The sequence below is a fragment of the Kribbella amoyensis genome (genome assembly GCF_007828865.1).
Classification (GTDB): Bacteria; Actinomycetota; Actinomycetes; order Propionibacteriales; family Kribbellaceae; genus Kribbella; species Kribbella amoyensis.
The window spans coordinates 3,942,964-3,963,481 of sequence record NZ_VIVK01000001.1 but is presented as its reverse complement, the minus strand read 5'-3'; the positions used below and the strand labels follow the sequence as shown (position 1 = coordinate 3,963,481).

General features: G+C 70.1%; 15 protein-coding genes. 9 read left to right on the top strand and 6 right to left on the bottom strand.

The features are described 5' to 3' along the window. Window positions 1–37: 37 nt before the first annotated feature. Complete coding sequence (locus FB561_RS18710) at window positions 38–292, top strand: GlsB/YeaQ/YmgE family stress response membrane protein (RefSeq protein ID WP_145808381.1); 255 nt, start codon at window positions 38–40, stop codon at window positions 290–292. A 45-nt stretch (window positions 293–337) separates the two neighbouring features. On the opposite strand, the gene FB561_RS18705 is transcribed toward FB561_RS18710, so the two are convergent. From FB561_RS18705 to FB561_RS18685, 5 genes are all read right to left on the bottom strand, one after another. Further along, a complete protein-coding gene (locus FB561_RS18705) occupies window positions 338–715 on the bottom strand; it encodes a lectin (protein ID WP_145808379.1) in 378 nt (125 codons plus the stop codon). 65 nt (window positions 716–780) lie between these two features. Then, the gene (xylA, locus tag FB561_RS18700) at window positions 781–1,947 is read right to left on the bottom strand and encodes a xylose isomerase (RefSeq protein ID WP_145808377.1); all 1,167 of its coding nucleotides are present in this window, start codon (window positions 1,945–1,947) and stop codon (window positions 781–783) included. Between the two features lie 63 nt (window positions 1,948–2,010). Beyond that, window positions 2,011–2,904, bottom strand: a complete 894-nt coding sequence (locus tag FB561_RS18695; RefSeq protein WP_145808374.1) for a carbohydrate ABC transporter permease — start codon at window positions 2,902–2,904, stop codon at window positions 2,011–2,013. 1 nt (window position 2,905) lies between these two features. Then, window positions 2,906–3,832: a carbohydrate ABC transporter permease gene (locus FB561_RS18690; RefSeq protein WP_202880660.1), complete on the bottom strand. Its 927-nt coding sequence runs from the start codon at window positions 3,830–3,832 to the stop codon at window positions 2,906–2,908. Continuing rightward, a complete protein-coding gene (locus FB561_RS18685) occupies window positions 3,829–5,184 on the bottom strand; it encodes an extracellular solute-binding protein (protein WP_145808372.1) in 1,356 nt (451 codons plus the stop codon). Before FB561_RS18685 ends, FB561_RS18690 begins: the two co-directional genes overlap by 4 nt. A 353-nt stretch (window positions 5,185–5,537) precedes the next feature. Here FB561_RS18685 and FB561_RS18680 point away from each other — a divergent pair, with 353 nt between their 5' ends. The 5 genes from FB561_RS18680 to FB561_RS38655 all read left to right on the top strand — a co-directional run bounded on the left by FB561_RS18680 (window position 5,538) and on the right by FB561_RS38655 (window position 16,202). Continuing rightward, window positions 5,538–7,952 (top strand): glycoside hydrolase family 3 N-terminal domain-containing protein, encoded by a 2,415-nt coding sequence (locus FB561_RS18680; protein WP_202880659.1) that lies wholly within the window; start codon window positions 5,538–5,540, stop codon window positions 7,950–7,952. 4 nt (window positions 7,953–7,956) lie between these two features. Next, window positions 7,957–9,006, top strand: coding sequence for a LacI family DNA-binding transcriptional regulator (locus FB561_RS18675; protein ID WP_145808370.1), 1,050 nt, complete (start codon window positions 7,957–7,959; stop codon window positions 9,004–9,006). Next, window positions 9,003–9,476, top strand: coding sequence for a multidrug transporter (locus FB561_RS18670; RefSeq protein ID WP_145808368.1), 474 nt, complete (start codon window positions 9,003–9,005; stop codon window positions 9,474–9,476). The genes FB561_RS18675 and FB561_RS18670 overlap by 4 nt, the downstream gene beginning before the upstream one ends. Window positions 9,477–9,480: 4 nt before the next feature. Then, window positions 9,481–10,206, top strand: coding sequence for a YdcF family protein (locus tag FB561_RS18665; protein WP_145808366.1), 726 nt, complete (start codon window positions 9,481–9,483; stop codon window positions 10,204–10,206). A gap of 470 nt (window positions 10,207–10,676) precedes the next feature. After that, window positions 10,677–16,202 (top strand): PKD domain-containing protein, encoded by a 5,526-nt coding sequence (locus FB561_RS38655; RefSeq protein WP_272952547.1) that lies wholly within the window; start codon window positions 10,677–10,679, stop codon window positions 16,200–16,202. Between the two features lie 60 nt (window positions 16,203–16,262). Here FB561_RS38655 and FB561_RS18645 read toward each other — a convergent pair whose 3' ends face one another. Further along, complete coding sequence (locus FB561_RS18645) at window positions 16,263–17,033, bottom strand: alpha/beta fold hydrolase (RefSeq protein WP_145808364.1); 771 nt, start codon at window positions 17,031–17,033, stop codon at window positions 16,263–16,265. Between the two features lie 197 nt (window positions 17,034–17,230). Between FB561_RS18645 and FB561_RS18640 the strand changes: the two genes are divergently transcribed. From FB561_RS18640 to FB561_RS18635, 3 genes are all read left to right on the top strand, one after another. Continuing rightward, complete coding sequence (locus tag FB561_RS18640; RefSeq protein ID WP_145808362.1) at window positions 17,231–18,181, top strand: LysR family transcriptional regulator; 951 nt, start codon at window positions 17,231–17,233, stop codon at window positions 18,179–18,181. Between the two features lie 364 nt (window positions 18,182–18,545). After that, window positions 18,546–18,701 (top strand): hypothetical protein, encoded by a 156-nt coding sequence (locus FB561_RS37925; RefSeq protein ID WP_170284704.1) that lies wholly within the window; start codon window positions 18,546–18,548, stop codon window positions 18,699–18,701. Window positions 18,702–18,915: 214 nt separating this feature from the next. Next, complete coding sequence (locus FB561_RS18635) at window positions 18,916–19,668, top strand: GntR family transcriptional regulator (protein ID WP_145808360.1); 753 nt, start codon at window positions 18,916–18,918, stop codon at window positions 19,666–19,668. Window positions 19,669–20,518 lie beyond the last annotated feature (850 nt).

Below are 20,518 nucleotides of genomic sequence, written 5' to 3'. Positions count from 1 at the left end.
AGAGTGGAGGCAACCTCTCAAGCACAGGAGACACGACATGATCGGCTTCATCGTCGCCGGGCTCATCATCGGGGCGCTGGCTCGGCTGTTCACCCCGGGCAAGCAGAGGCTGAGCCTGCTGTGGACGTTGCTGCTCGGCCTGGCCGGCTCGCTCATCGGTGGCACGGTGGCCACCTTCCTCGGGACCGGCGGGTTCTTCGAGCTCAACGTGCTCGGGTTCGTCGTCGCGGTGATCGCCTCGGTGCTGCTCGTCGGCACTGCCGAAGGCCTCGCCGCCAAGAACAAGCGCTGAGACCACGAACCACCGGCCCCGCTCCCCCGAGCGGCCGCCGGTGGTTCACTGCTGTTCGGGCACCGGATCCCCGAGGAGGACGACGTCGCCGTCGTTCTGGACGACGAGCCGCGCGTTCACCCGGCGTTCGCCGTGCGGCTTGGACCACAGCACCCGCATCCCGGGGCCGTAGATGGTCAGGTTCCCGTCGCTGTCGATCGTGCACAGCCCGGCCGGCTGACCCGACGTCCCCGACGACCAGGCCGACGCGCCCGACGGCCCGTACAGGACCAGGTTCCCGTCGGCCTGATACGCCAGCCGGTACCGCCCGTTCGGCGAGGTGAGCGCGTCCCCGGCGTACAACGCCTGCTCGGACCGCAACTCGCTCCCGCTGGCTGTCGTCAGCTGCGCCAGCCCGGTCTCGGTACTCCAGTAAGAACTCATCGCGACCACCCCTGTCCGGAGCGTCCCGCCCGATCGGCACTCCGGTCAAGGGTGGCCGCGACGCCTCAGCCGCGGGTGCCGTACAGGTGCTCGATGGCCAGCTGGTCCAGCTGCTCGAACGCCATCCCGCGGCGGCCGGCCTCCTCCGGGTCGAACGCCTCGGCCCGCAGCGTCGCGATGCTCTCGCCCTCGGCCAGGGTCGGCTGGGCGAGCTGGTCCAGCCGCGCGGCCCGCAGCGCCTCCTGGACCTCCGGGTCGGCGCGGAACGCCCGGACCTTCGCCCGCAGGATCAGGTAGTTCCGCATACAGCCCGCGGCCGACGCCCAGACGCCGTCCAGGTCCTCGGTCCGCGGCGGCTTGAAGTCGAAGTGCCGCGGCCCTTCGTACCCACCGTGCTCGAGCACGTCGACGGTCCAGAAGGCGCCCCGCGCGTTGCCGGCGCCGAACCGCAGGTCCTGGTCGTACCGCGGCCCGTTCTGCCCGTTCAGGTCGGCGTGGAAGAGCTTGCCGTGCCACAGCGCCTGGGCCAGCCCGTGCGCGTAGTTCAGCCCGGCCATCTCCTCGTGCCCGACTTCCGGGTTCAGCCCGACCCGCTCGGAGTGCTCCAGCGACTCGATGAACGCCAACGCGTGCCCGATCGTCGGCAGCAGGATGTCACCGCGCGGCTCGTTCGGCTTCGGCTCGATCGCGAACCGGATGTCGTAGCCCTGCTCGATCGCGTACGCGCCGAGCAGGTCGAAGGCCTCCTTGTACCGGTCGAGCGCGGCCCGCACGTCCTTGGCCGCACCCGACTCGGCCCCCTCGCGACCGCCCCAGGCCACGAAGGTCTCGGCCCCCAGTTCGGCGGCCAGGTCGAGCTGATCGGCGGCCTTGCGGATCGCGAACCGGCGCACGTCGCGGTCGTTGTTGGTGAACCCGCCGTCGCGGAACACCGGATGCGAGAACAGGTTCGTGGTCACCATCGGCACCGCGATCCCGGTCTCCTCCAGCGCCGCCCGGAACGGCTTCAGTGCGGCGTCCCGCTCACTCGGCGACGCGTCGAAGGCGAACACGTCGTTGTCGTGGAAGGTGATGCCGTACGCGCCGAGCTCGGCCAGCTTGCGCACCGCCTCGGCCGGGTCCAGCACCGGCCGGACCGCGCCACCGAACACGTCGACACCCTGCCAACCGACGGTCCACAACCCGAAGGAGAACTTGTCGTCCCGGGTGGGCGTGAAGTCGGCATCGGTCATGTGATGGTCTCCGTCTCTTGGGGGTCTTCACGGCGGAGGCGGCGCTGCCTCCGAGGGGTCAGGTCACTTGCTGAACCCGGCGGTCAGACCGCTCAGCAGCTGCCGTCGCCCGATCGCGTAGAGGACGACGATCGGCAACGTGGTCAGCACCACCGACGCTAGTACGGCCGGCACGTTCACGGAGTACTGGCCCTGGAACGTCCACAGTGCGAGCGGCAGGGTCCGTTTGTCCGGGCTCTGGGTCAGGATCAGCGGCAGCAGGAAACCGTTCCAGACGGCCAGGCCGTTGTAGATCCCGACCGTGACGAGGGCCGGCTGGGTGAGCGGCAGGGCGAGCTTGCGCAGCATGTCCCACTCGCTGGCACCGTCGACCCGCATCGACTCGAACAGCTCCTTCGGCACGTCCCGGATGAAGTTGGTCAGCACCAGCACCGACAACGGGATGGCGAACGCGATCGACGGCAGGATCAGCGCGAGCAGGCTGTCGTACAGGTGCATCCGGATGATCAGCAGATAGACCGGGATGATCGTCGCCTGCAGCGGGATCGCCAGGCCCATCAGGAACAGCCCGTTGGTCAGCCCGAGGAACCGGCTGCCGGCGCCGCGGACGATCGCGTACGCCGCCATGAACGCGATCGCGCCGGCCGGGATCACGGTCCCGGCGGCCACGATCACGCTGTTCAGGAAGTACCGCGGGAAGTCCGACTCGATCACCAGCCGGTAGTTGTCCAGGGTCGGATCGGCCGGCGGCGCGAACGGGTTCTGGCTGAAGTACGCGCTCTGCGCCTTGAAGCTGGTGACCACGATCCAGTACAGCGGGACCAGCACGATCACCAGCCAGAGCCAGCCCGCGGTCCCGCCGAGCCAGTTCATCCGGAGCAGCTTGCGCCCGATCGGTACCCCACCGCCGCCGGCCGGTCGCGCCGTCGCCCGGGGTTCGCTGGTCACCGCCGCCATCTCACATTCCTTCCATCTGGCTGGCCGTCGTACTGCCGCCGAGCCGCCGGAGCAGCAACGCGAGCAGCAGGCCGAGGACGACGATGACGACCGCGATCACGCTGGCCAGGCCCATCTGGTTGGCCTGGAACCCCTGCTGGTACATCAGCAGGGCGAGCACCCGGGTCGAGTCACCAGGACCGCCCGCGGTCAGCACGAAGATCAGGTCGAAGAAGGTCAGCGACCCGACCACCATCAACGTCGACGAGGTGATGATCGTGTACTTCAGCTGCGGCACCGTGATGCTGAAGAACTGCCGCACCCGGCCGGCCCCGTCGATCGCGGCCGCCTCGTACATCGAGACCGGGATCTGCCGTACCCCGCCCTGATAGATCAGCGAGTGGAACGGGATGAACTGCCAGGACACGATGAAGATGATCACCGCGATGGCCAGGTTGGACTTGCCCAGCCAGTCCTGGGTGAGCAGGCTCAGGTGCAGCCCGGGACCGAGACCGAAGTTCGGGTCGAGCAGGGCCTTGTAGGTGATCGCGATCGCCGCCGAGCTGAGCAGCAACGGGATGAAGAACAGCACGGCCAGGAAGGCGCGGTACCGCTGCCGGCCGGCCAGGAACACCCCGAGCAACAGGCTCATCGGGGTCTGCACCAGCCAGGACAGGATCATGATCTCGAACGTCACCCAGAGCGCGTGGTACAGCCCCGGGTCCTGCAGCGCGACCCGCCAGTTCGACACCCCGGCCGGGGTAATCGCGCCGAGGCCGTCCCACTGGGTGAAGCTCAGCACCAGCACCCCGACCAGCGGGACGACGCCGAACACCACGAACATCACCAGCGCGGGCAGCACCATCCAGGCCACCGGGCCGCTCCGTCCGGCGCCGGTGGCCGGTGAGCGCACCACGGCCCGGGCGCCGGGCGGAACGACCGCCGTCACTTGCCGATCACCGCGTTCATGTTGCTCGCGAACTGCTGCGGGGTGACCGACAGCTGGAACAGCTTGGCGATGTTGTCGAGCAGCGTCTCGGCCGCGGCCGGGCTGAGCGCCTGGTCCCACGACTGCGAGAACGTCTTGGCGTTCGCCGAGGTGTCGTAGACGAACTCCAGCCAGGCCTTGTCGTTGGCGTCGCTGACCGAGGACAGCTTGTCCTTGGCGCTCTTCACCACCGGGATGTTGCCCGACTTCACCCACTCCTCGACCGACGCCTCGTCCAGGGTGTTGTTGGCCAGGAACTTCTTCGCCGTCTCCTTCTCCGCGTCACTCGCCTTCGACGAGATCGACAGGTACTGGCCGGGGTTGCCGACGGTGTTGGACGGGTCGCCCTTGCCGCCGTCGACCGGCGGGAAGTTCATGTACCCGAGGTGGCCGCCGGTGACGAAGTCGCCGCCGTCGGCCTTCATCCCGCCGTACGTCCAGGCGCCGTGCAGCATCATCGCGGCCTTGCCGGTGTACAGCAGCGCCTGGTCGGCGTTGGAGTCGGCGGTGATCGAGGAGAAGCCCTTGATGAAGCCATTCGCCTTGACCAGGTTCTGTACCTCGGTCAGCGCCTTGATCGAGGACGGGTCGTTCCAGGCGTCGGGCTGGCCGTCGTAGATGGCCTGGAAGACCTCCGGACCGCCGATCCGGTCGTAGAGGAACTCGAGCCACATCATGTTGGTCCAGCGGGACTGGCCGCCGAGCGAGAACGGCGCGATGTTCTGCTCGTTGAACTTCGGCACCAGGTCCATGATGTCGCCCCAGGACTTGGGCGGTTCGGCCCCGACCTTCTCGAACACCTTCTTGTTCCAGTACAGGACGATCGGCGTCGTCGTCTCGACCGGCATCGCGTAGATCTTGCCGCCGACCGAGGCGGCCCCGAACGCGGACGGGAAGATCCCGTTCTTCAGCTCGGCGTTCTCGCCGAACCAGCTGGTCAGGTCCTCGACCTGGTTCGCGTCGACGTAGCTCTTCAGGCCGCCACCACCCCAGCCCCAGATCAGCGTCGGTGCCTGGCCGGCCCCGATCGCGGTCTTGATCTTCTGCTTGAACGCGTCGTTCTGGAACTCGGTGGTCTTCAGCTGGCTGCCCGAGTTGGCGTCGTTGAACCGCTTGACCTGCGCCTCCCGGATGGCCTGCTGCGGCTGCCCGGTGAGGAACCAGTAGGTGGCGCCACCGCCGCCTCCGCCACCGTTCGTACCGCCGGTGGAACCGCCGGAGCTCTGCGGACCGGAGGTACCGCACGCGGCCAGGCCGGCGGCGATGGCGGCACCGCCGGTCAGGCGAAGGAAATTACGCCGAGATGTCGTCATGGGATCCACGGTGATCTCCGTACTCCGTGCCGCGGACCACTCCACGGCAGGTGGGTTGTCAGGTGTTCCGGCCCGCCGGTCCGGCGCTGGGGCGCGCCCGGCCGGAGGCTCCACGAGGTTGCGGAAGCACTTACTGATTAAGCCTGTGTTTCGTAACGTAGATTTCGGGGGACTCGCTGTCAATATCTTGAAACCATGGCATTTCAGGGTCAGAGTAGGGGCGCAGATGCGCCTGTCAGCAGGCGATTCCGGGCCCAGCCGAGAAATCCTCGGGCGATCGCCGTGGTGCAGACCGAGCGTCGAAACTTTTCGAAACTTCTGCACCGCTCGGGTCGAATAGTAGGGAGAATTTCGTGACGAACGCTGTCTCAACGCCCGCGGACCGCCCGTGGCTCGACCCCGCCCTGCCGGCGGCCGAGCGGGCCGAGCTGCTGCTGCGCGCGATGACGCTGGAGGAGAAGATCGCCCAGCTCGGCAGCCGGTGGGCCGGCAACGACATGGCCGACACCGAGGTCCCCGCCGACGAGCAGCTCAACGTGGCCCCGATGCAGGACGTGTTCGGCGCCGGCGGCTCCGTCTCGCTGGAGGAGGCGAGCCGGAACGGTCTCGGCCACCTCACCCGGATCTGGGGCAGCGTCCCGGTCACCGTCGACGAGGGCATCGCCGAGCTGGTCCGCCAGCACGAGGTCGTCCTGGCCGGCACCCGGCTCCAGGTCCCCGCCCTCGTCCACGAGGAATGCCTGACCGGCTTCACCACGTACGGCGCGACGGTGTACCCGACCGCGCTCGCGTGGGGAGCCACGTTCGACCCCGGACTGGTCGAGCGGATGGCGGCCGCGATCGGCCGGGACCTGGCCGCGGCCGGAGTCCACCAGGGCCTCTCCCCTGTCCTCGACGTGGTCCGCGACTACCGCTGGGGGCGCGTCGAGGAAACGATGGGCGAGGACCCGTATCTGGTCGGCCAGCTCGGCTCGGCGTACGTCCGCGGGTTGCAGAGCACGGGCGTGATCGCGACACTCAAACACTTCGCCGGGTACTCCGCGTCGCGCGCCGGCCGCAACCACGGTCCCGTCTCGATCGGCCGGCGTGAACTGCTGGACGTGGTCCTGCCGACCTTCGAGGCCGCGATCGCGACAGCCGGCGCCGGCTCGGTGATGACCTCGTACTCCGACCTGGACGGGCTCCCGGCGGGTGCGGACCCCTGGTTGTTCACCCAGCTCCTGCGGGACGAATGGGGCTTCACCGGCACGGTCGTGTCGGACTACTGGGCGGTGCCGTTCCTCGCCACGATGCACCACGTCGCCGCCGACCCGGAGGCGGCCGGCGCCCTGGCCCTTGCCGCGGGCACCGATGTCGAACTGCCGGACACGGTCGGCTTCGGCCGCGGCCTGCTCGACCGGGTGAAGTCGGGCGAGTTGCCCGAGGCACTCGTCGACCGGGCGGCCCGGCGGTTGCTGCTGCAGAAGGTCCAGCTCGGTCTGCTCGACCCGGACTGGACCCCGGCCGGCTCGGTCCGCCGCGACGGCCTCGACCTCGACTCGGCCGCCAATCGCGCCCTGGCCCGCGAACTCGCCGAGCGCTCGATCGTCCTGCTCGACCCCGGCACGGCGTTGCCGTTGCTGGGTGCCGACCGGCCGCCGGTCCGGCGGGTCGCCGTCGTCGGTCCGTGTGCGGGCGATCCCCGGACCTTCATGGGCTGCTACGCCTTCCCCAACCACGTGCTGCCCCGGTACCCGGACCGCGCCCTCGGGATCGACGTCCCGAGCGGAGTGGATGCCCTGCGCAACGAACTGCCGGGTGTCGAGATCGTCCACGAAGCCGGTTGCGCGGTGCTCGGCGACGACCGGACCGGATTCGCGGCCGCGGTGGCGGCGGCGAAGGACGCGGACCTGTGCGTCGCGTACGTCGGCGACCTGTCCGGGCTATTCGGGCACGGCTCGTCCGGCGAGGGGTGTGACGCCGAGGATCTCCGGCTGCCGGGGGTCCAGGGTGACCTGGTCGCCGAGCTGCTGGCGACCGGTACGCCGGTGGTCGTGGTCGTCGTCTCCGGCCGGCCGTACGCGCTGGGCGAGATCGCGGACCGCGCGGCCGGGTTGGTGCAGGCGTTCATCCCCGGCCAGGAAGGCGGTGCCGCCATCGCCGGAGTCCTCAGCGGGCGCGTCGTTCCCGGCGGCAAACTCCCGGTCCAGATCCCGCGGCACGTCGGCGGCCAGCCCGGGACGTACCTGCAACCCGCGCTCGGCAGCGTCGAGAGTTCCGGGATCAGCGGGCTGGACGCCGTCCCGCTGTTCGCCTTCGGGTACGGGGCTTCGTACACCACGTTCGAGGTGGACGACCTCCGGCTCAGCGCGACCGAGATCGGTACCGACGGCGAGTTCACCGCGACCGTCCGCGTCCGCAACACCGGGTCGCGGACCGGGGACGAGGTGGTCCAGCTCTATCTGCACGACCTCGTCGCCCAGGTCGCCCGGCCGTTGAAGCTGCTCACCGGATTCGCCCGGGTGACCCTCGAGCCGGGAGGCGCGCTGGACGTCACGTTCACCGTGCACGCCGATCGCACTGCGTACACCGGGCCGGACCTGCGCCGCATCGTCGAACCAGGCGATGTCGAGATCCTGGTCGGGACGTCGTCCGCGGACCTGTCGTGCCGTGCCACCGTGCGCCTGACCGGAGAAGTGCGGCCGGTCGGGCACGATCGTACGATGGTGACCCCCGTCGGCCTGACGCCGTGCGGGGCCGACGTCGGAGGATCCGGAGGAGGAGCGTGAGGAGGTGCCGCGGTTGACCGGACGCGTCACCTTGGCCACCGTCGCGACCTCCGCCGGGGTCTCGATCGCCACCGTCTCCAAGGTGCTGAACGGACGCAGCGACGTCTCCGAGTCGACCCGCGCCCGCGTCCAGGCGGTGCTCGAGGAACACGAGTACGTCGGACGCCGGCCGGAGCAGGTCGACCGGACCACGGTCGAGCTGTTCTACCAGGGATTCCTCAACAACTACTCGGTCGAGGTGATCCAGGGCGTCGTCGAGGCCGCGCAGACCGCGGACGTCGACGTCGTCGTGAGTACGCATCCACCCCGCCCGCCGGGCCGGACCGCGAGCCGGGCGGCGCAGTGGATCCGCGACCTCACCTCGACCGGCCGGCGGGCCGCGATCGGGATCACCAGCGACCTCACCGACGCCGACCTGGCCGCGCTGGCCCGGGCACGGTTGCCGCTGGTCGTGGTCGACCCGGTGAACGTGGCCCAGCCGGACGTCACCAGTGTCGGCTCGACGAACTTCGCCGGCGGGATCGCGGCCACCCAGCACCTGCTCTCGCTGGGGCACCGCCGGATCGCGTACCTCGGCGGGCCACCGACCTCAGGCTGCAACCAGGCAAGGATGAACGGCTTCCGCGGTGCGATGGAAGCGGCCGGCGCTCCGGTCCCCAAGGAGTACGTGTGGACCCGGGAGTTCCTCTACGACGACGGCCTGGCCGGTGGCGCCGCGTTGCTCGACCTGCCCGAACCACCGACCGCCATCTTCGCCGGCAGTGACGAGGTCGCCCTCGGCGTGATGGAAGCGGCCCGCGCTCGCGGTCTCCGGGTCCCCGAGGACCTCAGCGTGGTGGGCTTCGACGACACCCAGGTGGCGCGTCTCGCCTCGCCGCAGCTGACCACGATCAAGCAACCCCTGCGGGAGATGGGCTCCGTGGCCCTGCGGACCGCGCTCCGGCTGGCCGCCGGCGAGAAGGTCGACTCCCACCACGTGGAGCTCGCCACCCGCCTCGTCACCCGCGACTCGACCGCCCAGCCCGCCCCCGTCGGTACCACCGCCGCCTCTTGAGCGCCCGTACCCCGGTCACCGCCAGGTTGCGCACCCTGGCGATCCTCGAACTGGTCAACGTCGCGCTGATCGGCTGGCTCGTGTTCACCGTCCTCCGGGCGCCGATCACCGCCGCCAACGCGGCCGGCTACCTCGCGGCAGCGTTCCTGCTGGTGGTCGGATCGGCGTACTGGTTCGCGAAACTCCACCAACTCCGTGGCAACTCCGCCCGGCCACCGGGTCTTGCCGTCTTCCGGGTGCTCCGCAGCGCCTGCCCGGTCCTGCTGGTCGTGGCCGCGGGCATCGTCGGACTCGGCTTCGACGACAGCCCGAGGCACGTCGTCCCCGGCCTCGTCCTGCTGGCGCTGGCGATCGCGGAGTACGTGAACTACTTCCACTGGCAGCTCATGTACGACAACCCGACCGACCTCCGCCGGCTCCGGCGCACCCGCCGCCTGAGCCGCTCCCATCTCGCCCTCGACCTGCGCTGAACCGATGACGGCGAACGAGGATCTCGAGGTTCTGTCGGCCTACCTCGCGCGGCGGGACGACGGTGCGCTGACGGAGCCGGCGGACGTGATCGTGTTGATGGGGAGCGCGGTGGTGGAGTCGGTCGAGGTGGTCGCCGACGCCTACCGTCGTGGGATCGCGCCGAGGATCCTGGTCAGCGGTGGGATCGGGCACTCCACCCGGCATCTTGTCGAGGCGCTCGCTGTGCGCGGGGTCGAGGTCGCCGCGGCGGGCCGGGCCGAGGCGGAGATCTTCGCGGACCTGCTGCGCAGGGACCACGCGGTACCGGACGCCGCGCTCGTCGTCGAGCCGCACTCGACGAACTGCGGGGAGAACGCGACGTACACCCGCCGGCTCATCGATCGGCCCCAGCGCCTCGTGCTGATCCAGGATCCGACGATGCAACGACGGACCCACGCGTCCTTCGAGCGCGCCTTCGCCGATCTGCGCGGCACCGAGTTGCGCAGCCACGCGGCGGTTGTCCCCTCGATCGGCCCGGACCAGGTCGGTGCCGCTGGCAACGGTCCACCGATCTGGTCCAGGGAGCGCTTCACGTCGTTGCTGCTCGGCGAGGTGTACCGCCTGCGGGAGACCGGCTACGGCCCGCTGGGCCGCAACTTCATCGATCGCGTCGAGCTCCCGGCCACCGTCCTCGCCGCCTTCCACCGGCTGAGCGCATCCCGTCCCCCGCGGCCCGCAGGCGGCGACTGACGGTCTCCTGACCGAGCGGGCCCGGTGCGGGCCGCGCAGCCGGAGCCGGGTGCCTACAGCGGGTAGCGAAAGCGGGCCGAAAGTCCCAAACCTGCCCGGAGGGGTTGCACGCAGCGTGGTGGAATGCCACAGTCGCCCCAGAGGATCCGGGGGGCGGGTCTCTTGGGGTGGGTTCTCGGTCACTGGGGGGTGACGAGCATTGTCGGTGGTCGGCCACGTCGTTGACACGACACCTTGCGACGCCGACAGGCCATGGTCGAGATCATGGTCCTGTCGTGCTGGCGCGCGCGCTGAAGCGCCGTGCCCAGGGTGCCGTCCGAACGTCCGACGCGGCCATTTCCACCGACCGACGGGCGCATGCCCGGCCGATGAACACCACACCACCACGTCTCACCACCACGGATGCCGCAGCGGGCCGGCGAGGTCTCCCGGCTCTGTCCTGTTCTCCGAGAACTGGTTGGTGAGTGATCGTGTCCCAGCTCTTCAATCCATCCGTCCACGGCCGAAGGCGGCTCCTGCATGTGCTGGTCGTCGTCCTGGTCGCGTTGGTGCCCTCCCTGGGCCTCACCGCGGTCCTGGCGACGTCAGCGTCCGCTGCGCCCGGTGAACTCTCGTTCGTAGCCGCAACCAGTAACAGCGGCGCCAGGACCGCGCATACGGTCCGGGTCCCCGCGACCGCCCAGGCCGGGGACGCCCTGGTCCTCTACACCGTGGTGAATGCCACCACCGGCACCATCACCGATGCCCTGCCCGGCTGGACGTTGCTCCAGTCCCGCAACGGCAACGGCGTGCGCGGCCGGGTCTGGACCAAGACCGCCACCGCCGCCGACGTGAACGCCAACGTCACCGTGACGACGAGCGACACGCTCAAGTCGACGATCGGCGTCGCCGCGTACCGCAGTACCGGCAACGCGACCATCACCGCTTCCGCGGTCGGTGGCAGTGACACGTCGGGCAGCAGCCACACCACTCCGTCGGTGGCCATCGCCGACACCGGTTCGTGGCTGGTGAACATCTGGGAGGAGAAGTCGTCGACCGATCTGACCTGGACCCTGCCGGCCGGCTCGACCTCGCGGACCACCTCGGCCGCCACCGGCTCCGGCAAGACCAGCGCGGTCCTCGCCGACTCGGCCGGCGCCGTCGCGGTCGGTACCGCCGCCGGGCGCACCGCCACCACCAGCGTGGCCGTGTCCCGGTCCGTGATGTTCTCGCTCGCGCTCAGCCCGGGTGAGACCACCGATCCGGTGAACCAGCCGCCGGTCGCCGCCTTCGTTGCCAGCTGCAACGGCCTCGTCTGCGGCTTCGACGCGTCCAGCTCCACCGACCCCGACGGCAACACGCTCACCTACGCGTGGAACTTCGGCGACGGCCAGACCGGGACCGGCGTCAACCCGAACCACACCTACGCGAGTGACGGCCAGCGCACCGTGACCCTGACGGTCAGCGACGGCTCCTTGACCAACACCGTGACGCACCCGGTCAACCCGACCGCCACGGTGAGCCAGGGCCAGGTCTCGTACGTGGGCGGCGCGAGTACGCAGGGGAACCGGTCCTCGCACACGGTCCGGATCCCGTCGAACGTGCAGACCCAGGACCGGCTCCTGCTGTTCCTCACCACGAACTCGACCACCGGCACCCTGACCGACACGCTGCCCGGCTGGACCCTGATCCAGACCCGCGACGGCAACGGCATCCGCGGCCGCGCCTGGACCAAGGCGGCGACCGCGCAGGACGCGAACACCGACGTGACCGTCACCGGCAGCGAGCTGTCCAAGTCGGTCATGAGCGTCGCCGCGTACCGCAGTACCGGTGTCGCGGTCGTCTCCGCGTCGGCCGTCCGCGGTGTCGACGCGAGTGCGAGCAGCCACGCGACGCCGACGGCTCCGGTTGCCAAGGGCAACTCCTGGCTGGTGAACGTCTGGGGCGAGAAGTCCTCGGTCGTCCAGACCTGGACGCTGCCGGCCAACGTGACGTCGCGAACCACCGCGGCGAGCACCGGGACCGGCAAGGTCAGCGCGGTCGTCGCGGACTCGAACGCCGGCGTGCCGATCGGTACCGCCGCCGCCCGGACCGCGACCACCAGCTCGGCCGCCTCCCGGTCGGTGATGTTCTCGGTGGTCCTCGACCCCGGGACCGACGCGACCGGCACCAACGAGGCGCCGATCCCGGACTTCACCACCGGCTGCGCCACGATGACGTGCGAGTTCGACGCGAACCACTCGTTCGACCCCGACGGTGACGCCCTGACCTACAGCTGGAACTTCGGCGACGGGCAGACCGGTACCGGCGACAGCCCGGTGCACACCTACGCCAGCGCGGGCAGCCGCACGGTGACCCTGACGGTCAGCGACGGCACCCACACGGCGACCAAGACCGGCGTGGCGGTCGCGACCGCGCAACCAGCGGGCCCGGGCCACGGCACCCGGATCGTGCCGGACACGCCGCGGACCAACTTCCCGCTGATCAGCGCGGGGGAGATCTGGGACATCGAGGTCGTCGGCAACCGCGTGTACGTCGCGGGCGGCTTCACCTCGCTGCGCAACAACGCGACCGGGAACACCACCACGGTGAACCAGGCCCAGATCGCGGCGTTCAACCTGACCACCGGCCTGATCGACACCACCTTCCGGCCGGTCATCGGCAACGGTGGCGTCGAGGCGGTCGAGGCCTCGCCGGACGGCACCAAGCTGTACATCGCCGGCAACTTCGGCACCGTCAACGGCCTGACCCGCAAGGGCATCGCGCGGATCGATCCCGCCACCGGCGCCCCGGTCACCGGCTTCGTCGCGGACGGGAACGCCAAGTCGCAGGAGCTCGCGGTGACCAACACCACCGTGTACGTCGGCGGCCGCTTCACCGCGGTCAACGGCGCACCGCGCAGCGCGCTCGCGGCCCTCGACGGCAACACCGGCGCCGTCCGGACCGACTTCATCAACGACGTCACCGGCGGCATCGGGGCCAACGGCGACTTCACCGTCCAGCGGCTGAAACTGAGCCCGGATCAGGGCCGTCTGCTCGTCGTCCACACCGGCCGGCAGATCAACGGCCAGGACCGGTACGGCATCGGCATGATCAACACCCGGACCGGCAAGCTGCTGCCGTGGCGGACCCGGCTGTGGGACGACAACCTGCAGTTCGTCGGCGGCATCCAGCGGATCTACGGCGGCGACATCTCCCCAGACGGCACGTACTTCGCGGTGACCAGCGGATCCGGTGGCGACCGGCCGCCGATCAACGACACCGTGGTGGCGTACCCGATGGACGGCGGCGACAACGTCCAGCCGCTGTGGATCTCGCGGCACTTCGACAGCGTGTACTCGATCGCGATCGCCGAGAACGCGATCTACGTCGGCGGCCACTTCGCCTGGCAGGAGTCCCCGACCTCGCCGCAACCCTGGCCGGGACTGACCGACCAGGGCTACGGCACCGGCCAGGGCCTGTCCGGGTACGGCCTCGGCGACGCGGTGGTCCGGCGGGAGCACCTCGGTGCCCTGAACCCCGCCGACGGCACCGCCATCGACGGGTTCAACCCGGGGTCGAACTCGTTCGAGGGCGACAAACACATCGAGATCACGCCGCGCGGCCTGTTCGTCGGCGGTGACGGACAGACCAAGGGCGGCTACAACGTCGGCCGGGTCGCGTTCTTCGACTTCAACTCGGTGGCCGCGCCGAACGGCACCGAGACGACGATCACCGATCCGATCGAGGGCCGGATCAAGCCGGTCGACGAGCCGTACACGATCAGCGGGACCGCGTCGGCGGCGAGCGGGGTGCAACGGGTCCAGGTGGAGATCATGGACCGGCAGAGCCGCCGGTACCTGAACGACGACCTGACCACCTGGGGTACCACCACCAGCAACACCATCAACGCCACGCTGGCGTCACCGAACGCGACCTCGACCACCTGGTCGCTGCCGCTGACGATGACGCAGAACCGGGAACTGCAGGTGATGGCCAGAACGGTGGCCGTGAACAACTCGCAGGATCCGACCAAGGCGACGAAGAAGTACGAAACCTTCGGCCTGGCCGACGAGACGCCGAACACCAGCGTCTCCGGACCGTCCGGCAACGTCGTCAACTCCTTCACCTACACGATCACCGGGTCCGCGACCGACGACCTCGGCGTGAACTCGATCGGCCTGACCCTGCGGGACCTGAGCAACAACCGGTACCTGCAGGACGACGGCACGGTGTCGCCGACCATCCACACGTTCCGGATCACCCCGGACGTGGTCGGCGCGACCAGTACGACCTGGTCCCTGGAGGTCACGGTCCCGTACGAGGGCGAATGGCAGGCCCAGGCCAGAGCCACCGACACGTCCGGCCAGTCCGACCTGGACACCGCCGACCGGAGCTGGATCGTCACCGAGAACGGGGTACCGCCGACGGTCTCCATCAGTTCGCCGGTGTCGATGATCCCGCCGACAACGGTCGGGACCGTGGTGGTCACCCCGGGGCAGCCGCTCACCTTCGCCGGCTCGGCGAACGACGAGCAGTCCCTATACAGCGTGGAGATCCAGCTGCGCAACAGCACGACCCGGGAGAACCTCGCGGCCGACGGCAGCTGGGGCGTGGACGCGATCGCGGGCTGGTACCGGGTCTCGCCGCTGAACCTCAACCAGGCCAGCTACAACTGGTCCTACACGACACCGTTCAACCTCAAGCCGGGCTCGTACAGCTTCTCGGTCCGGGCGACCGACCAGCTGGGCCTGACCACGTCGAACGCGAACCAGGGCCGGCTCAGCCTGAGCGCCCAGATCCCGGGTGACACCCCACCGGACGGCCGGCTGGACGTCACCGGGACCGTCACCGGCGGGCAGAGCCTGCAGCTCAACCTGACCGGGACGGCGACCGACGCCCAGGGAGTGGCCGAGGTCCGGGTGTCCCTGGAGGACCAGGACACCAACCGGTACCTGCAGCCGAACGGCTCGATGGCGGCGTCCTTCGCGACGCTGCCGGCGACCCTGGCGACACCGAACGGCACGAGTACCACGTTCTCGTTGCCGGTCACCCTGCCGACCCAGGGCGACTGGGCCGTGACGGCGTACGCGTACGACACCGCCGGGCAGCAGGACACCTCGACGTCGGGAGCCACCGCCCGGTACCGGATCTACCCGGGTGACACACCGCCGACGCTCAACGAGGCGCTGTTGACGCCGGTGGAGGGCACCGAGTTCACCGACGGGAAGATCTTCGTCACCGGCCGGGCCGAGGACGACCAGGCGATGCAGCGGGTCGAGGTCGGCATCGTGAACTCGCTCGGGCAGTACATGAGCTCGTCCGGGACGTTCACGAGCACGACGGCCAGCTGGCGGACCGCCTTCCTGACCAGCCCGGGCACGCCGGGGTCGAACTTCTCGTACACCACTCCGGTGGTCCCGCCGGGCGCGTACACGGTCCGGGTCCGGGCGGTCGACCAGCACGACCTGGTCACCGCGGTGCCGTCCGAGCGGCACGTGACAGTGGTCCATCCGGCCGGCAACCAGCCGCCGGTGGCGAACTTCACCGTCTCGTGCCAGCAGAACGTCTGTACCTACGACGCGCGCAGCTCGACCGACGAGAACCCGACGACGCTGACGTACAGCTGGAACTTCGGCAACGGCTCCGGCAGCGGACCGCTCCCGACCAGGACGTACACCAGCGCCAACACCTACACGGTCACATTGACCGCGCGGGACGAGTGGGGCGCGACCGCGACCGCTACTCAGACGGTCACCATCACGGAGCCGACGAACAACGTGGCCCCGGTCCCGGTGATCAACCCGCCGGCCTGCTCGGTGCTGACCTGCAACATCTCCGGGGTCGGCTCCGCGGACCCGAACACCGGTGACACCTTCACCTACCTGTGGAACTTCGGGGACGGCACTCCGACGAGCACCTCGTCGGCACCGTCGCACACGTTCCCGGCAGCGGGCACCTACACGGTCACGCTGACGACCACCGACGGCTGGGGCAAGGCAGCCACCATCACGAGGCAGGTGACAGTCACCGGCTGATCCACACCACGAACGAAGGGGCGCCGCAGGACTGAACTGCGGCGCCCCTTCGCCTTTGTCTCAGAGGTAGAACTCGGTCAACGCCGGCGCGAGTACTTCGGGCGGTACCTGGTGGAACTCGCCTTCCAGCTCCCGCACCTCGGCCTTCGGCAGCGCGCCGGCCGCCAACCGCACCGCGCGCTGCAGCCACTCCGGGCTCCCGGTGCTGTGCAGAGCCAGCGTCTCCACGGTGATCCCGGACAGCAGCTCGACCGGGACCGCGCTGTCTCCCAACTGCTCCGCGTCGTACACCAGCGTGTGCCCGATCGCCTCGATCCCGGGCCACATCGGCGACTGCTTGAACCCGTCGACCAGCTCCTGCGGCTGCCCGACCGCCTCGACCATGAACAGCTCGGCCGCTCCCCCGGGGTTGCCGGCCGCAACGAATTCGCGGAGCCGCTCGAGGTAGCGGTCCGGCGCCGGCGGTGCCCCCTCGACCCGGAACGGCGGCTCCATGATCGTCAGCTTCCCGAACGGCACCCCGGCCGCGACCGCCCGGAGCAGCACCATCACGCCCGACGAGTCGGCGTACCCGTACTCGGCGCCGGTGGCCCGCCGCACCGCCGCCAGATCCTCGACCTCACGCTCGACCTCGTACCGCGGATTGTCGCCCGAGTCGCCACGGCCGCGCCGGTCGTACGTGACCACGGTGAAGGCCGACGACAGCGCGGTGGCGAGCGGCACGTAGTACCCGCGGGTCGTCAGCGCGCCGGCGACCAGGACGAGCCCCGGTCCCGACCCGAACGTTTCGTAGGCGATCGGCGTGCCGTCGGCGGAGATGACCTTGTCCATGTCCAGTGCCTTCCTGTTTGCGCTCCTGCCAACGCGTCGAGCAGAGCCCCGCGTTTTCGACCGACTCCTATGTGATCTGAGTCACACCTGAACCCTGTCCGCCGGCGGCGCTTCCCAGTACGATTGGATGATGTATACAGGCGAACGGTATGCCGCCGCCCTCTCGCCGGCCGGCCGGTCGCGGAAACGAGGCTGACATGTTGCTCCGCCAGCTCGAGTACCTGGTCGCGCTCGCCCGGGAACGGCATTTCGCCCGTGCCGCCGACGCCTGCTACGTCTCCCAGCCGTCACTGTCCGCGGCGATCCGCAAGCTGGAACAGGAGCTGGACGTCCCCATCGTCCGGCGCGGCCGCCGGTTCGAGGGACTGACGCCCGAGGGTGAGCGCGTGCTGCTCTGGGCCCAGCGCATCCTGGCGGAGCGGGACGCGCTGCGGCACGAGCTGTCGGTGATGCGCGGCGGCCTGACCGGGACGCTGCGGCTGGGCGCGATCCCGACCGCGATGCCGGTGGTCTCGCTGCTGACCACGCCGTTCTGCGAGAAGCACACCCAGGCCCGGGTGACGCTGGAGTCGCTGTCGTCGCGCGACATCACCCAGAAGCTGGCCGGCTTCGAGCTCGACGTCGCGATGACGTACCTCGACGACGACACCCTCGGCAGCGTCCGGAAGACCCCGCTGTACGAGGAGCGGTACCTGCTGCTCACCCCGAAGGACGGCGAGCTGGCCGAGCTCCCGGTCGCGACCTGGGCCCAGGTGGCCGAGTTGCCGCTGTGCCTGCTGTCCCCGGAGATGCGGAACCGGCGGATCATGAACAGCTACTTCTCCGACGACGGTGCCACCGCGACCCCCGCGATCGAGAGCGACACCGTCTCCGGGCTGTACAGCCACCTGCACGGCGGACACTGGTCGACCGTGATCTCGCACGCCTGGCTGCACATGTTCGGCGTACCGGACGGGATGCGCGTGGTCCCGCTGAAGAGCCCGGCGCACGGGCCGCGGGTCGGCCTGGTCGTCGCCGCGCGGAGCCCCGAGGCGGTCCTCGCCCGGGCCCTGCTCGACGTGGCTCGTCAGGCCGGCGTCCACCTCGCGCTCGACGAGCTGCTGGACGTCCACCTGATGGGTTCCGGCTATTCGGCGCAACTCGCCTGATAGACCGCGGCTATCACGGGATAGCAACTGGGTCTTTGACCGGCGAGGTCCCGCGCGGCCACGATGGAAGAGACGAAAACCCCTTCCCCACAAGGGCCCGGAGTACTACGGGACCGCGCACGGGGTACCGGAGGGGTGACCGGGCAACGGGGCGCGTGACCGACGTCACCGACACCCGAGCCGGTCCGTCCCGCCTGCGAAGCGGCCTTGTAACCGGGATCACGTGAGACGAGGGCATAGCGGCTTCGCTCGGCTGGTTGAATGTATGCAGTAGGCAGTATTTGGGCCTCACTCTCCGGGACGCCTGGTTCCGGGGGGACCGACCAGACAGACTCCGGGCGGATCCCGGAGCGGAAAGGCAGAAATGATCTTCACCCGTAGGTTCGGTGCTCTGGCGGCCCGGCCGCAGTTCCCGGATGCCCCGGAGCTGCAGCAGGAGCTGGACCTCGACGTCGAGCTGGGCCGGCAGGTCCGCGACGGCGACGAGCAGCAGACCGCTCGCGAGACGACGGCTGCCTGACCCACCCCGAATCGGTGCTCCGGACACGTGGCCGGCAGTGGACGGCCGGGACCTTGACCGCGGCGGCGGACTCCCCGCGGACCACGATCCCAGGATCCGGAGCACCGGGAGCAGGGGGTACTCCCCGGCCGGCTCAAGGACGAGCATCGGCACCAGACCTGGCACTTGGTAGACTGTCTACCAAGTGCCATTACGTGTGTCGGGAAGGACGTCCATGACGACTATCAGCGCGGGCCCGGATCCCAGTTCCGACACCCCGGGCGTACGGCACGTCAAGCGGCCGACGCCTCTGCGGGAGTCGGTCTACGAGGCCCTCACCGAGATGATCATCGACGGCACCCTCGAGCGCGGCCGGCACCTCGTCGAGGTCGAGCTGGCCGGTCTCCTCGGCGTCTCCCGTCAGCCGGTGCGCGAAGCACTCCAGCGGCTCAACAACGAAGGCTGGGTGGACCTGCGCCCCGGCTTCGGCGCGATGGTGCACGTCCCGGCCGAGGACGAGGTGGACCAGCTCCTGGCGGCCCGCGCGGCGCTGGAGTCCGAGTCCGCCCGGCTCGCCGCCCGGCACGCGTCCAAGGAGGACGTCGCGGCGCTCAAGGAGCTCTGCAAGGTCGGCACGGCGTTCCAGGAAGCCGGGGACATCGACGGCGCGGTGCGCACCAACGGCGAACTGCACGCCAAGATCACCGCGATGTCCGGCAACCGCTTCCTGGTCGACTTCGCCGGCCAGGTCGACCGCCGGGTCCGCTGGTACTACACCCCGGTCGCCCCGGTCCGCGGCGCCGCCTCCTGGCGCGAGCACGCCCGCCTGGTCAAGGCGATCGGCGAAGGCGACGAGGACAAAGCCGCCCAGATCATGCGAGAGCACACCGAACACACCAGAACCGCCTACCACGACCTCCAAACCCAAACCCCCACCCAGGCCCCAGAAAAGAAACCCACCCCCCGCCGTCGCCGCCCCACAACCTGACCCATCCCCACCCCCACCCGGGTCCGAGGCCCCCGCCCCGCCAACTCACGCCCCGCACCCGCGCTCACCTGGGAGCTGACCCACCTCGGTTCCACGCCACGCCCCACGCCGCGCCAGGTCCTAACCCGCAAACCCCGCGCCGGCCGCCGGGCCCCTGCCACACCCAACCGGCGTACGCGCAAGCAGGCGCGCCCCTCCGACGCGGTCGGGCGTGCCCCCGTCCGACGCGAGCGGCCGTCCCCCGTCCGACGCGATCGGGCGTCCCCCCGTCCGACGCGAGCGGGCGTCCCCCGACCGACGCGATCGGCCGTCCCCCCGACCAACGCGAGCGGCCGTCCCCCCGTCCGACGCGAGCGGGCGTCCCCCCGTTTGATGGGTTAACCCCTGAAACGGTGGGTTGGCCAACCGAAATTCAGCGAGCCAACCCTCCACTTCGTGGGTTAACCCCTCAAACGCCGACAGGGCGACACCCCGCGGGGCGACGGGGCGACGGGGCGCCGGCCCGCAGGGCGACGGCGCGGCGCCAGCAGGCGGCCGCGGCCCCAGGGGCTCGCGGCCAGCAGCCGGGGCGGCTCGGGCCAGCATCCGGTGGTGAAGACCCCGGGCGCCTGGGGCGAACCACCGCCTCCTGCCCCGGCCCCACCACAGGCCGGCCCCGCCCCCAGCACCCACCGACCTCGCTCCGCTCCGGACCGGGCTCCAGCCACAGCCAACCGGCGTACGCGCGAGCGGGCTGGCCCCCCATTTGATGGGTTAACCCCTGAAACGGTGGGTTGGCCAACCGAAATTCGGCGGGCCAACCCACCATTTCGTGGGTTAGCCCATCAAACGCCGCCGGCGCCGGCGCGGG